Here is a 13,578-nt window from a genome sequence, read left to right on the forward strand (position 1 = left end):
TGTTCGGGGTGGCCGGGACGGCGCGCGTGGAGTGGTGTTCCGGGGGGCCGGACGCCGTTCGTAAAGTCTTGGATCCCTTTGGCCGGTGGCCGTGGACACCGGGTGGGCGGCCCGGCGAGGGTGATCACATGACCCAGAAGTTGATCTCCGGGCTCGAACCGCCCTACTACACGGCCGTGTTCACCTCCGTCCGGCCCGATGCCCCCGAGGGGTACGCCGACACCGCCGCCGAGCTGAACGAGCGCGTCGCCGGGGTCCCCGGCTTCCTCGGCTACGAGGCCGCCCGCACACCCGGCGGCATCGGCATCACCGTGGCCTACTTCCGCGACCTGGAAGCCCTCGACGCCTGGCGCCTCGACTCCGTGCACGCGGCGGCGAAGAAGCACGGGCGCGAGCACTGGTACGACGCGTACAGCGTCCACATCGGCAAGGTCGAGCGGAGCTACGGCTTTGAGCGGGAGTGAAGCCGCGGAGACCCCGGAGGCCGTGGCCGTCCGGGAGCTGACGGCCGGGCTCGGGCTGCCGGGGCTCGTGGACGTGCACACCCACTTCATGCCGAAGAACGTCCTCGACAAGGTGTGGGCGTACTTCGACGCCGTCGGGCCGATGACCGGGCAGCCCTGGCCCATCACCTACCGGGAGGAGGAGAGCCGGCGGGTCGAGCTGCTGCGCGGCTTCGGCGTGCTCGCCTTCACCTCGATGCTCTATCCGCACAGGCCCGGAATGGGCGCCTGGCTCAACTCCTGGGCGGCGGACTTCGCCGCGCGGACGTCCGACTGCCTGCACACCGCGACCTTCTTCCCCGAGCCCGGAGCCGCGGGGTACGTGCGGCAGGCGCTCGACGCCGGCGCCCGGGTCTTCAAGGTGCACCTCCAGGTCGGCGGCTTCGACCCGAACGACCCGCTGCTCGACGAGGTGTGGGGGCTGCTCGCCGAAAGCGGGACGCCGATCGTCATCCACTGCGGCTCCGGGCCCGCGCCCGGCGCCTTCACCGGGCCGGGACCGGTCGGGGCGCTGCTCGCCCGGCACCCTCGGCTGCGGCTGGTCGTCGCGCACATGGGCATGCCGGAGTACGAGGACTTCCTCGGGCTCGCGGAGCGGTACGAGGGCGTGCGTCTGGACACCACGATGGCCTTCACGGACTTCAGCGAGCGGCTCGCGCCCTTCCCGCGCGAGGCGCTGAGGCGGCTGGCCGGGCTTCAGGACCGGGTCCTGCTCGGCTCCGACTTCCCGAACATCCCGTACCCGTACCTCCATCAGCTCCACGCCCTGGAGCGGCTCGGGCTCGGTGACGACTGGCTGCGGGCGGTGCTCCACGACAACGGCGCCGCGTTGTTTCACGTGAAACCCTGAACGAGAGCCGCCCCCGGGTCTCACGTGAAGCCGTGAGCGAGTCGTCCCCGCTCCCACGTGAAGCCGTGAGCGAGCCGAGCCGCCCCGTTTCACGTGAAACCCCTGCGCGGGGGTGGCCGAGGCCGGGCCGTTTCTCAGGGAATTCACAGGAAAGGGCAAGAGGGCTCTCAGCGGCGGCGGCGAGCGTGGGCCCATGACCGTCACCACTCGCAGCACTTCAGCCCGCCGCGGCACCCGCGCCGATCTGCTCCGTGCCGACGGCACCGCCGTCCGCGTCCTCGTCGTCGACGACGAGGCGTCCCTCTCCGAACTGCTCTCCATGGCCCTGCGCTACGAGGGCTGGCAGGTCCGCAGCGCGGGCGACGGGGCCGGTGCCCTGCGGGCGGTCCGCGAGTTCCGGCCCGACGTCGTCATCCTGGACATCATGCTCCCGGACGCCGACGGGCTCAGCCTGCTCGGTTCGATCCGGCGCGAGCTGCCCGAGGTGCCGGTCCTCTTCCTGACGGCGAAGGACGCCGTCGAGGACCGGATCGCCGGGCTCACGGCCGGCGGCGACGACTACGTCACCAAGCCCTTCAGCCTGGAGGAGGTCGTCGCCCGGCTGCGCGGCCTCATCCGGCGCTCTGGGGCGGCGCAGGCCCGCAGCGAGTCCCTGCTGACCGTCGGAGACCTCACCCTCGACGAGGACAGCCACGAGGTCACGCGGGGCGGCACCTCGATCCACCTCACCGCCACCGAGTTCGAGCTGCTGCGATACCTCATGCGGAACCCGCGCCGGGTGCTCAGCAAGGCGCAGATCCTCGACCGCGTCTGGTCGTACGACTTCGGCGGCCAGGCCAACGTGGTCGAGCTCTACATCTCCTACCTGCGCCGGAAGATCGACGCCGGGCACCCGCCGATGATCCACACCCGGCGGGGGGCCGGCTACCTCATCAAGCCGGGCGAGTAACCACCGTGCGCCTCCCGCTCCGGGGCCGCGTCCGGCGCCCCTGGTCGCTGCGGACGCGGCTCGTGGTCGCCGCCGTCGGGCTGATCGCCGTCGTCGCCACCGTCATCGGCACGGTCACCACCATCGCGTACCGCTCCTACCTCTACGACCGGGCCGACGAGCAGCTGACCGAACTCTCCCGGCGGGCCGCGGGACCGCCGGTCGAGATGCCGGGGCCGGAGCACGGCCGGGAGCGCGATCTGTCCGTCTTCCTCGACTCGCCGGGTTCCCCGATAGGGACCGTCGGCGCCGTGGTGGAGGGCGGGGAGATCACCGAGGCGGGGTACTCGACGGAGGTCGCCGGCGGCGGCACGGCGGACCGACCCCCCTTCCGGGCCGCGGCGCTGGACTCCGGCCAGGTGGCCGCGCTCGCCGGCGTCCCCCGCGACGGCCGCGCACACACCGTGGACCTGCCCGGGCTCGGCTCGTACCGGGTCCTCCACGCCGAGGGCCGCAACGGCTCCTTCCTCGTCGGCGCCCCGCTCGCCGAGGTCGAGAACGCCCTCTCCACCCTCGTCCTCGTCGAGCTCAGCCTCACCGCCGCCTCCCTCGCCGCCGCCTCCCTCGCCGGGACGGTGCTGGTACGGATCGCGCTGCGGCCGCTGGCCCGGGTCGCCACCACCGCGGCCCAGGTCGCCCGACTGCCGCTGGAGAGCGGCGAGGTGGCGCTCCACCAGCGGGTCCCGGAGGCCGAGGCCGATCCCCGGACCGAGGTCGGGCAGGTCGGCGCCGCGCTCAACCGGATGCTCGACCACGTGCACGCCGCGCTCGACGCCCGCCAGCAGAGCGAGACCCGGGTCCGGCAGTTCGTCGCCGACGCGAGCCACGAACTCCGCACCCCGCTCGCCTCCATCCGCGGCTACGCCGAACTCACCCGGCGCGGACGGGAGGAGTGCGGGCCCGACACCCGGCACGCCCTCGGCCGCATCGAGTCCGAGGCCACCCGTATGACGGGGCTGGTCGAGGACCTGCTGCTGCTCGCCCGGCTCGACGCCGGGCGCCCCCTCTCGTACGAGCCCACCGACCTCGTCCCGCTGGTCGTGGACGCCGTCGGGGACGTCCGTGCCGCGGGGCCCGGCCACCACTGGCGCCTCGAACTGCCCGGCGAGGACGGGCCGACGGCGGTGCGCGCCGATCCCGCCCGGGTCCAGCAGGTGCTGCTCAACCTGCTCGCCAACGCGCGGACCCACACCCCGCCCGGCACCACCGTCACCGCCCGGGTCCGGGGCGAGGACGCGGCGGTCGTCGTCGAGATCGAGGACGACGGGCCCGGCATCCCGCCCGAGCTGCTGCCCACGGTCTTCGAGCGGTTCGCGCGCGGTGACGCCTCCCGCTCCCGGCAGGCCGGCTCCACCGGGCTGGGCCTCGCCATCGTGCGAGCCGTCGTCGTCGCCCACGGCGGCGAGGTGACCGTCGACTCCGGGCCCGGCCGGACCGTCTTCCGGGTGCGATTCCCGGCGGCGGCCCCGGCCTCCCGAGAGGCCCCGGCCCCCCGAAAGGCCGCGGCCCCCCGAGAAGCCGCGGCCCTCCGGGAGGCGGCGGAGACACCGTCCGTGGTCTGAGCGGAGGCGCGGGACACCGTCCGGCCTCCGGCCGGAGACCCTGGCGGCGACCCCGGACGCCACGGACCCACAGCCGGATCACAGGCTCATCACACAGCCGTGACAGCGGGCCCGGCGAGGGTCGTGGACATGCGAACCCACACCCTCGCGGGGCCCGCGACGCAGGCCCCCGGCGCACTCCCGGCCCGGGAGCACCTGCCGGTGAGCGAAGCGGGACGGCCCGTTCTGGACGTGGTGATCCCCGTCTACAACGAGGAGAAGGACCTGGAGCCGTGCGTCCGCCGGCTCCACGCGCACCTGAAGCGCACCTTCCCGTACGGCTTCCGCGTCACCGTCGCCGACAACGCCTCCACGGACGCCACGCCCGCCCTCGCCGCCGCCCTCGCCGACGAGCTGCCCGAGGTCCGGTCCGTACGGCTCGAACAGAAGGGGCGCGGCCGGGCGCTGCGGACCGTGTGGTCGGCCTCCGACGCCCCCGTCCTCGCCTACATGGACGTGGACCTGTCCACCGACCTCAACGCGCTGCTTCCGCTCGTCGCGCCGCTCATCTCCGGCCACTCCGACCTGGCCATCGGCTCCCGGCTCGCCCGCTCCTCGCGGGTGGTGCGCGGGCCCAAGCGGGAGTTCATCTCCCGGGCCTACAACCTGATCCTGCGCGGCTCGCTCGCCGCCCGCTTCTCCGATGCCCAGTGCGGCTTCAAGGCGATTCGGCGCGAGGTCGCCGAGCAGCTGCTGCCGATGGTCGAGGACACCGGCTGGTTCTTCGACACCGAGATGCTGGTGCTCGCCGAGCGGGCCGGGCTGCGCATCCACGAGGTGCCGGTCGACTGGGTCGACGACCCCGACTCGACCGTGCACCTCGTGCGGACCGCCACCGACGACCTGAAGGGCGTCTGGCGGGTGGGGCGGGCGCTCGCGACCGGCTCGCTGCCGCTCGACCGGCTCGCCCGGCCCTTCGGCGACGACCCGCGCGACCGCGACCTGTCCGGCGTCCCCGGCGGGCTCGCCCGCCAGCTCGTCGGCTTCTGTGTGGTCGGCGTGCTCTCCACGCTCTTCTACCTCGCCCTCTACTCCCTCTTCAGGCTCGGCGCCGGCGCGCAGATCGCCAACGCCGCCGCCCTCCTCGTCTCCGCCGTCGCCAACACGGCCGCCAACCGCCGGCTCACCTTCGGCGTCCGCGGCCGCGACCGGGCGGTCCGTCACCAGGCGCAGGGGCTCGTGGTCTTCGCCATCGGCCTCGCCCTGACCAGCGGCTCGCTCGCCGCCCTCGGCGCGGCGACCGGCGACCCGGCGCACTCCACCGAACTCGCCGTGCTCGTCGTCGCCAACCTCGCCGCGACCGTGCTCCGCTTCCTGCTCTTCCGGCTCTGGGTCTTCCCGGAGCGCCGACACCCCACGGGGGACCCCCGATGACCGCACCGATCCCGGCCGCGACCCCGGTCGTGACAGCGGCCGCCCACACGGCCCCCCGGGCCTCCGGCCGGCTCGCCCGGCTGTGGCGCGGCCGCCCCGAGGACGCCCCCTGGGCGCGCCCCGCCCTCCTCGGCCTGCTCGCCGTCACCACCGCGCTCTACCTGTGGAACCTGAGCGCCTCCGGCTACGCCAACTCCTTCTACTCGGCGGCCGTCCAGGCCGGCGGCGAGAGCTGGAAGGCGTTCTTCTTCGGCTCGCTCGACGCGGCCAACGCCATCACCGTCGACAAGCCGCCGGCCGCGCTCTGGCCGATGGCGCTCTCCGTCCGCCTCTTCGGGCTCGGCTCCTGGCAGATCCTGCTGCCCGAGGTGCTGATGGGCGTGGGCACGGTCGCCGTGCTGTACGCGGCCGTCCGCCGCCGCTTCGGCGCGGGCGCCGGCCTGATCGCGGGCGCGGTCCTCGCGCTGACCCCGGTCGCCGCGCTGATGTTCCGCTTCAACAACCCGGACGCGCTGCTCGCGCTGCTCATGACCGTGGCGGTGTACGGCGTGCTGCGGGCCCTGGAGTCGGCCGAGAGAGGGACGAAGTGGCTGGTCGTGGCGGGGGTGGCGTTCGGGTTCGCGTTCCTGACGAAGACGCTCCAGGCGTTCCTGATCCTGCCGCCGCTCGCGCTCGTGTACGCGGTGTGCGCCCCGGTCCGGCCGCTCCGGAGGTTCGGCCGACTGGGCCTCGCCGGGCTCGCGCTGATCGTCTCCGGCGGCTGGTGGGTGGCGCTCGTCGAGCTCTGGCCGGCGGGCTCGCGCCCGTACATCGGCGGCTCGCAGAACAACAGCTTCCTGGAGCTGACCTTCGGCTACAACGGCCTCGGCCGCATCAACGGCAACGAGGTCGGCAGCGTCGGCGGCGGAGGCGGCCCCGGTGGGGGCGGGGGCGGCCGCTGGGGCGAGACCGGGCTGCTGCGCATGTTCAACGACTCCGTCGGCGGGCAGATCTCCTGGCTGCTGCCGGCCGCGCTGATCCTGCTCGCCGCCGGACTCGTCGTCACCTGGAAGGCGCCGCGCACCGACACCGCCCGGGCCGCGTTCCTGGTGTGGGGCGGGGCGCTGCTGATGACGCTGGGCGTCTTCAGCTTCATGGCCGGCATCTTCCACGAGTACTACACGGTCGCCCTGGCGCCGTACCTCGCCGCCCTGATCGGCATGGGTTCGGCGGTGCTGTGGGAGGAGCGGACCCGGCTCCTCGCCTCGGCGACCCTCGCGGTCGCGGTGGGCGTGACGGCCTGGTGGGGCTGGGTGCTGCTCGGCCGTACGCCGGACTATGTGCCGTGGCTGCGGTGGGCCGTGCTCGGCGCGGGCGCGGTGGCCGCGCTCGGGCTGCTCGCGGCGGGCCGGCTGGACCGGCGCCTGGGCCTCGCCGCGGCGGGCCTCGGCCTGGCGGCGGGACTCGCGGGGCCGTTCGCGTACACCCTGGAGACGCTCTCCACCGGCCATCAGGGCTCCATCGTCACGGCCGGCCCGGCAGGCGCCGGCTTCGGCGGCCGGGGGCCGGGCGGCGGCGGGGGCGGTGGCTTCCCGGGCGGCAGCCGCGAGGGTGGTCAGCGCATGGACGGCGGCCAGGGCGGGGGCGGAGGCCGCGACGGCGGCATGCAGCCCCCGAACGGCTTCCCGGGCGGCGGCAGCCAGATGCCCGGCTGCCAGGGCCAGAACGGCCAGGGCCAGAACGGCCAGGGCCAGAACGGCCAGGCCCCGGGAGGCCAGGGGCAGATGCAGCCCCCCACCGGCCAGGGCGCCGGCCAGAGCGCCGGCCAGGGCGCCGCTCAGATGCCGACCGGCCGGATGCCCGGCGCGGGCGAGCGCGGTGGCATGGGCGGAGGCGGCGGCATGGGCGGTCTCCTCAACGGCGCCAGCGTGGGTACGGCGGCGAAGGCGAAGCTGCTCCAGGACGCCGACGCGTACACCTGGGCCGCCGCCGCGATCGGCGCCCAGAACGCGGCGAGCTACCAGCTCGCCACCGAGAAGCCGGTGATGGCGATCGGCGGCTTCAACGGCAGCGACCCCTCCCCGACCCTCGCCCAGTTCAAGCAGTACCTCGCCGAGGGCAAGATCCACTACTTCATCGGAGGAGGCGGCATGGGCGGAGGCATGGGCGGCGGCGCGGGTGGCATGGGCGGAGGCTCCGAGATCAGCGGCTGGGTCCAGGAGAACTTCACCTCCACCACCGTCGACGGCACGACCTTCTACGACCTCACCAGCCAGAAGCGGTAGTAGCAGTAAGAGCAGTAATCGCTATACAGCGTACGAGAGTCCTTGTACGGTGTACGAGCCTGAGTCTCGTACACCGTATAAGGAGTTTTCATGACGGCCACGGCCACACCCACGGCCACCGCCGGCCACCCCCAGCGCTGGCTGATCCTCGGCGTCATCTGTCTCGCCCAGCTCACCGTGCTCCTCGACAACACGATCCTCAGCGTCGCCATCCCCTCGCTGACCACGGAACTGCACGCCTCCACCAGCGACATCCAGTGGATGATCAACGCCTACTCGCTCGTCCAGTCCGGCCTGCTCCTCACGGCCGGCAACGCGGCCGACCGCTACGGCCGCAAGAAGCTGCTCGCCGTCGGCCTCGCGCTCTTCGGCATCGGCTCGCTCGCCGCCGGCCTGGCCGACTCCAGCGCCCAGCTGATCGCCGCCCGCGCGGGCATGGGCGTGGGCGGGGCGCTGCTCATGACCACCACCCTCGCCGTCGTCATGCAGATCTTCGACGACTCCGAGCGCGTGAAGGCCATCGCCCTCTGGGCCACCGTCAGCTCCCTCGGCTTCGCCGGGGGACCGCTCATCGGCGGCGTGATCCTCGACCACTTCTGGTGGGGGATGATCTTCCTCGTCAACATCCCGGTGGCCGTGATCGGCCTGGTCGCCGTCCTCAAGCTCGTCCCGGAGTCGAAGAACCCTCAGGGCGACCGCCCCGACCTCCTGGGCGCGCTGCTCTCCACGATCGGCATGACCGCCGCCGTCTACGCGATCATCACCGGACCGGAGCACGGCTGGACCTCCGCGGAGGTGCTGGTCCCGGCGGCGATCGGCGTCGTCGTCCTCGCCGCGTTCGCGCTGTGGGAGCTGCGGACCCCGTACCCGATGCTCGACATGCACTTCTTCCGCGACCAGAGGTTCGTGGGCGCGGTCGCCGGCGCCATCCTGGTGATGTTCGGGATGGGCGGCTCGCTGTTCCTGCTCACCCAGCACCTCCAGTTCGTGCTCGGGTACGAGCCGCTGGAGGCCGGGCTGCGGATGGCGCCGCTGGCGCTGACCGTGGTCGTCCTCAACCTCAGCGGCATCGGCCCGCGGATCGTGATGAAGCTCGGCACCCCGCTCACCGTGACGGTCGGCATGACGCTCGTCGCGGCCGGTCTCGCCTCGATCGCCCTGATCGGCGGCGGCACGGACGGCGCCTACTGGGGGATGCTGCTCGGCCTGGTCCTCATGGGCACCGGCCTCGCGGTCTCCAACCCGGCGATGGCCAACGCGATCATGAGCGCGATCCCGCCGGAGAAGGCGGGCGTCGGCGCGGGCGTCAACGGCACCCTCGCCGAGTTCGGCAACGGCCTCGGCGTCGCGGTCCTCGGAGCCGTCCTCAACGCCCGCTTCGCCGCCCTCGTCGCCGTCACCGCGACCTCCCTCCCGGCGGCCCTGGCGGCGGCCGGCGGCGAGGCCGAGCGGGCCCGGATCTCCGACGCGTTCGCCTCCGGGCTCCAGACCAGTCAGCTGGTCGGCGCGGTCGCGGTCCTCGTCGGCGGTCTGCTCGCCGCCTTCCTGTTGAAGCGGGCGGAGCGGGCGGGGCAGGCGGAGCAGCCCGTGGCGGCCGAGCCGGTCTCCGCTGCCTAGCATGGTCCCGACGCATGGTCACCACGGTTGACCACGAGTGCTGACGGACGGAGAAACCGCATGGTCAAGGCCGCGGACCGGGCCAAGAACCCGACGGGCTCCAGCGTCTGGCTGGAGCAACGGGCCCCCCGCGCCGGCGGCGGACCCGCCGGGCTCGACCGGGACCGGATCGTGGCCGCCTCCGTCCGGATGCTCGACCGGGACGGGCTCGCCAAGCTGTCGATGCGACGGCTCGCGGCCGAGCTCGGGGTCACCGCGATGTCCCTGTACTGGTACGTGGACACCAAGGACGACATCATCGAGTACGCGATCGACACCGTGTACGCGGAGATCGACCTGGACGCGGTGGCCGCGGGGGCCGACTGGCGCGAGCGCCTCAGGACGCTCGCCCTGCAGTACCGCAGGATGCTGGTCCGCCACCCGTGGATGTCGCCGTGCGCGGGCCAGTACCTGAACATCGGCCCGTACGCGATCGCGGTCGGGGCCAAGATCCAGGAGGCGATCCGGGAGACCGGGCTGCCGCTCGGCGGGCAGCCGGGCGCGACGGCGGCCCTCTTCCAGTTCGTGTACGGCTACGGGACGATCGAGTCGCAGTTCGAGCGGCGGGCGGCCGAGGCGGGCATGTCGCAGGACGACTTCTACACCGGCTCCGTCGCCGCCTTCCGTGACGACCCGCAGTTCCGTGAGGTGCTGGAGCCGATGACGGACATCCTCGACGAGCGGGCCTCGCACGGCAGCGTCAGCGCCATCTGGGAGCGGGACTTCGCCTATGCCCTGGACATCCTGGTGGCCGGCATCGAGGTGATGGTGGCGCGCGAAGCCCCGGGGACGTGACGCAGCGGCGGGCCGTGACCTGTCGGATCACCGGGCCGGGACATGACGGAGAGGCGGGCCGTGACCTGCCGGATCACCCGGCCATGACATGACGGACCACCGGCCCGTGACATGACGGAGCGGCGGGCCGTCCCCTGCCCGCCGCTCCCTTTCGCCCGGCCGCGCCTCCGCTCGAAGCGCGGCCGGGAGCCTGTGCGTTACCCGGCGTCCGCCGCCGTGGTCGTGCTGCTCTTCAGCGCGACCTCCTTGATGAAGAGCGTCACCACGAAGGCGAGCAGCGCGAAGGGCGCCGAGTAGAGGAAGACGTCGCCGACGCCGTGCCCGTACGCGCTCTCCATCACCGTGCGGATCGGAGCGGGCAGCTTGTCCATGTCGGGGATGGCGCCGCTGCCGCCGCCCTGGCCCATCGCCGCCGCGGCCTTCGGGCCGAGCTCGGCCATGCCCTCCTTGACGTAGTCGGTGACCCGGTGGGCCATGACCGCGCCGAGCGCCGAGACGCCGATCGCGCCGCCGAGGGAGCGGAAGAAGGTGACGACGGAGGAGGCGGCGCCGAGGTCGGCGGGGTCCACCTGGTTCTGGGTGCAGAGCACCAGGTTCTGCATCATCATGCCGAGGCCGAGGCCGAGGACCGCCATGAAGATCGCGATGTGCCAGTAGGTCGTGTCGTACCGGATGGTGCCGAGCATCCCGAGGCCGCCGGCGGCCAGGGCGCCGCCGCTGACCAGCCACGCCTTCCACCGGCCGGTCTTGGTGATGATCATGCCGGAGGCCGTCGAGGAGACGAAGAGGCCGGCGATCATCGGGATGGTGAGGACGCCGGACATGGTCGGCGACTCGTTGCGGGCCAGCTGGAAGTACTGGCTGAAGAAGACGGTGCCGGCGAACATCGCGACGCCGACGAAGAGCGAGGCGAGCGAGGCGAGGGTGATGGTCCGGTTGCGGAAGAGGCGCAGCGGGATGATCGGCTCGGACGCCCGCGACTCGACGAACACGAAGAGCGCGCCGAGCAGCACCGAACCGGCCAGCATGGCGGCGGTCTGCCAGGACATCCAGTCGTACTTGTCGCCGGCGAAGGTGACCCAGACGAGGAGCAGGGAGACGGCGGCGCTGATGAAGAAGGCGCCGGCCCAGTCGACCTTCACCTCGCGCTTCACGACGGGGAGCTTGAGGGTCTTCTGGAGGACGACCAGGGCGATGATCGCGAAGGGCACGCCGACGTAGAAGCACCAGCGCCAGCCGAGCCACTCGGTGTCGGTGATGACGCCGCCGAGCAGCGGGCCGCCGACGGTGGCGACGGCGAAGACCGCGCCGAGGTAGCCGCTGTAGCGGCCGCGCTCACGGGGGGCGATCATCGCGGCGAGGATGATCTGGGAGAGGGCGGTGAGACCGCCGACGCCGATGCCCTGGACCACGCGGCAGGCGATGAGCATGCCGGTGGACTGCGAGAGGCCGGCGACGATCGAGCCCGCCACGTAGATGGTCAGGGCTATCTGGATGAGCAGCTTCTTGGAGAAGAGGTCGGCCAGCTTGCCCCAGAGCGGGGTGGTGGCGGTCATCGCGAGCAGGGTCGCGGTGACGACCCAGGTGTAGGCGGACTGGCCGCCCTCCAGGTCGGTGATGATCTGCGGCAGGGCGTTGGAGACGATCGTCGAGGACAGGATGGCGACGAACATGCCGAGCAGCAGCCCGGAGAGCGCCTCCATGATCTGACGGTGCGTCATCGGAGCGGAGGTGTCTCCGGTTTCGGCCGGGGCGCCCCGCACACCGGTGTCGGGTGTGGTCGTAGCCATGAAGTTCCTCTGGTTTCCAGCGTGTTCGAGCGAGCGGAAGCGTGGACGCGCGCTGCCCGGCGTGGGTCGGGCGTGGGTCGGGCGCGGGTCAGGCGTGGGTGGCCCGGCAGTCCCCGAAGGAGTCGCGGAGTCGGGCGAGCAGGGTGGTGAGCAGTGCGACGTCGTCGTCGGACCACTCCGCGAGGTAGTGGGTGAAGGCTTCGGTCACCCGGCGGTCGAGCTCGGTGAGCATCGCGAAGCCCTCGGGGCTCAGCCGCAGGATGCGGGAGCGGCCGTCGTCGGGGTCGGGCAGCCGCTCGACCCAGCCGCGGGAGACGGTGTGCGCCACGTGCCGGCTGCACACCGACATGTCCACGGCCATGAGCTCGGACAGCCGGCTCATCCGCATGTCCCCGTGACGCTTGAGCATGGCGAGCACGGCGGCGGCACCGCCCTGGCAGTCGCCCGGCAGGACGCGGGCGACACCGCGCTTCACGGCGCCGATCGCGCTGATGGCGCGCGCGAGGTCCTCGTAGCGGCTGCTCGGCTCCACGGGGACCCCTTCCAACTTGTTGCTTAGGGCAACCATAGAGATGGATGGTTGCTCCAGGCAAACTAATTCGGTCAAACGGCGCTAAAGAATCGGCAAAGGGGAGGCGCGGGAGAGGCGCGGGGGAGGACGGGGACCGGGGCTTGGGCCCCTCACCCCGCTTTCGCTAGGGTCCTGGCACATGGCACACAACCCGCAAGCACCGTACGGCCAGGGCGCCCAGGGCCCCGAGGGCTACGACCCCGCCGGCAGCACCCAGATGTTCCGCGCCTTCGTCGACGAGGGCACCCCGCCCCACCAGCCGCAGCAGGCCGCGGCTGTCTCCGGCGGCCCGCGCGTCGGCGTCATCGCCGGCGTGATCGCCGCGATCGTGATCGTGGCGGGGGTCGTCTGGCTCGCCGTCTCCTGACCCGCACCACCGAGGAGGGGCCGGTTCCGTACGTACGGAACCGGCCCCTCCTGTCGTTCCGGTTCGTCCGCCCGAACCGGGCCCCCGCTCCCCGGCAGGCGCCCGCCCCTACTCCCCGGCGGCGTCCAGCGCCGGGGTCAGCAGGGCGAAGGCCCGCGCGATGAGGTCGAGCGGATCGGGCTCCCCGGCGTCCTCGCTCCACCGGCGCAGCACCGTGTCGAAGGCGGTGAGCGCGATCCCCGCGGCGAGCGGCGGGTACAGCCCGGCCGGATCGGTCCCGCGCCGGGCCGCCAGCTCCCCGGCCAGCTCCTCGCGCCAGCCGGCCTGGTGCTCCAGGAAGCGGGCGAGCAGGGCGGGGGTCCGCAGGATCAGCCGGACCACGGGCAGGGTGCGGTCGGCGTGGTCGCCGCAGGCGGCGAGGGGCACGGAGACGGCGTGCAGCAGCGCGACCGAGGGCGGTTCGGCGGCGGGCCGGGCGGCCAGCTCCGCCCGCATGTCGGCGCCCATCCCGGCGAGGAACTGGACGACCACGTCCTCCTTGGAGGCGAAGTAGCGGAAGAAGGTCCGCTTGGAGACGCCGGCGGCGGTCGCGATCTCGTCGACCGTGACGGCCTCGAATCCCTTGTGCGCGAAGAGCTGGAGCGCGGTCTCCGTCAGTTCGGTCGCGACGAGCTGACGCTTGCGCTGGGCGAGGGTCGGGGTGCTGGGGCCGGGTGAGGTGCTCACCCGCCGATGCTAGCGCGCGAACGCGAGCATCGTGCCGCTGATGACATTACCCGCCATGTTTGACACCAAGTGACACCCAAGGCAATGTGTGCC

At 72.9% G+C, this 13,578-nt stretch carries 12 protein-coding genes; 9 read left to right on the forward strand and 3 right to left on the reverse strand.

The annotated features are described in order from the left end of the window. Positions 1 to 128: 128 nt before the first annotated feature. The 8 genes from ACFYT9_RS04960 (at position 129) to ACFYT9_RS04995 (ending at position 10,031) form a co-directional block, all read left to right on the forward strand. Positions 129 to 464: an antibiotic biosynthesis monooxygenase family protein gene (locus tag ACFYT9_RS04960; RefSeq protein WP_387277426.1), complete on the forward strand. Its 336-nt coding sequence runs from the start codon at positions 129 to 131 to the stop codon at positions 462 to 464. After that, on the forward strand, positions 451 to 1,353 hold the full coding sequence (locus tag ACFYT9_RS04965; protein WP_387277428.1) for an amidohydrolase family protein: 903 nt from the start codon (positions 451 to 453) through the stop codon (positions 1,351 to 1,353). Before ACFYT9_RS04960 ends, ACFYT9_RS04965 begins: the two co-directional genes overlap by 14 nt. Positions 1,354 to 1,546: 193 nt before the next feature. After that, entirely contained in the window at positions 1,547 to 2,302 is a 756-nt protein-coding gene (locus tag ACFYT9_RS04970; RefSeq protein WP_389160983.1) for a response regulator transcription factor, read from the forward strand. A gap of 5 nt (positions 2,303 to 2,307) precedes the next feature. After that, the gene (locus tag ACFYT9_RS04975; RefSeq protein WP_389160985.1) at positions 2,308 to 3,903 is read left to right on the forward strand and encodes a sensor histidine kinase; all 1,596 of its coding nucleotides are present in this window, start codon (positions 2,308 to 2,310) and stop codon (positions 3,901 to 3,903) included. Between the two features lie 129 nt (positions 3,904 to 4,032). Continuing rightward, the gene (locus ACFYT9_RS04980) at positions 4,033 to 5,316 is read left to right on the forward strand and encodes a glycosyltransferase (RefSeq protein ID WP_389160986.1); all 1,284 of its coding nucleotides are present in this window, start codon (positions 4,033 to 4,035) and stop codon (positions 5,314 to 5,316) included. Beyond that, positions 5,313 to 7,580, forward strand: a complete 2,268-nt coding sequence (locus tag ACFYT9_RS04985) for an ArnT family glycosyltransferase (RefSeq protein WP_389160988.1) — start codon at positions 5,313 to 5,315, stop codon at positions 7,578 to 7,580. The genes ACFYT9_RS04980 and ACFYT9_RS04985 overlap by 4 nt, the downstream gene beginning before the upstream one ends. A 90-nt stretch (positions 7,581 to 7,670) precedes the next feature. Beyond that, a complete protein-coding gene (locus tag ACFYT9_RS04990; RefSeq protein WP_389160990.1) occupies positions 7,671 to 9,197 on the forward strand; it encodes an MFS transporter in 1,527 nt (508 codons plus the stop codon). 60 nt (positions 9,198 to 9,257) lie between these two features. Beyond that, the gene (locus ACFYT9_RS04995) at positions 9,258 to 10,031 is read left to right on the forward strand and encodes a TetR/AcrR family transcriptional regulator (RefSeq protein ID WP_389160992.1); all 774 of its coding nucleotides are present in this window, start codon (positions 9,258 to 9,260) and stop codon (positions 10,029 to 10,031) included. Positions 10,032 to 10,228: 197 nt separating this feature from the next. Here ACFYT9_RS04995 and ACFYT9_RS05000 read toward each other — a convergent pair whose 3' ends face one another. Together ACFYT9_RS05000 and ACFYT9_RS05005 are read right to left on the reverse strand one after the other, a co-directional pair. Continuing rightward, entirely contained in the window at positions 10,229 to 11,821 is a 1,593-nt protein-coding gene (locus ACFYT9_RS05000; protein ID WP_389160994.1) for an MFS transporter, read from the reverse strand. Positions 11,822 to 11,909: 88 nt separating this feature from the next. Then, positions 11,910 to 12,389: a MarR family winged helix-turn-helix transcriptional regulator gene (locus ACFYT9_RS05005; protein WP_389160996.1), complete on the reverse strand. Its 480-nt coding sequence runs from the start codon at positions 12,387 to 12,389 to the stop codon at positions 11,910 to 11,912. Between the two features lie 142 nt (positions 12,390 to 12,531). Between ACFYT9_RS05005 and ACFYT9_RS05010 the strand changes: the two genes are divergently transcribed. Beyond that, positions 12,532 to 12,759, forward strand: a complete 228-nt coding sequence (locus ACFYT9_RS05010; RefSeq protein WP_389160998.1) for a hypothetical protein — start codon at positions 12,532 to 12,534, stop codon at positions 12,757 to 12,759. Between the two features lie 108 nt (positions 12,760 to 12,867). Here ACFYT9_RS05010 and ACFYT9_RS05015 read toward each other — a convergent pair whose 3' ends face one another. Beyond that, a complete protein-coding gene (locus tag ACFYT9_RS05015) occupies positions 12,868 to 13,485 on the reverse strand; it encodes a TetR family transcriptional regulator (RefSeq protein WP_376597917.1) in 618 nt (205 codons plus the stop codon). Between the last annotated feature and the right edge of the window lie 93 nt (positions 13,486 to 13,578).

This window comes from Streptomyces sp. NPDC004435 (genome assembly GCF_042873895.1).
GTDB lineage: Bacteria > Actinomycetota > Actinomycetes > Streptomycetales > Streptomycetaceae > Streptomyces.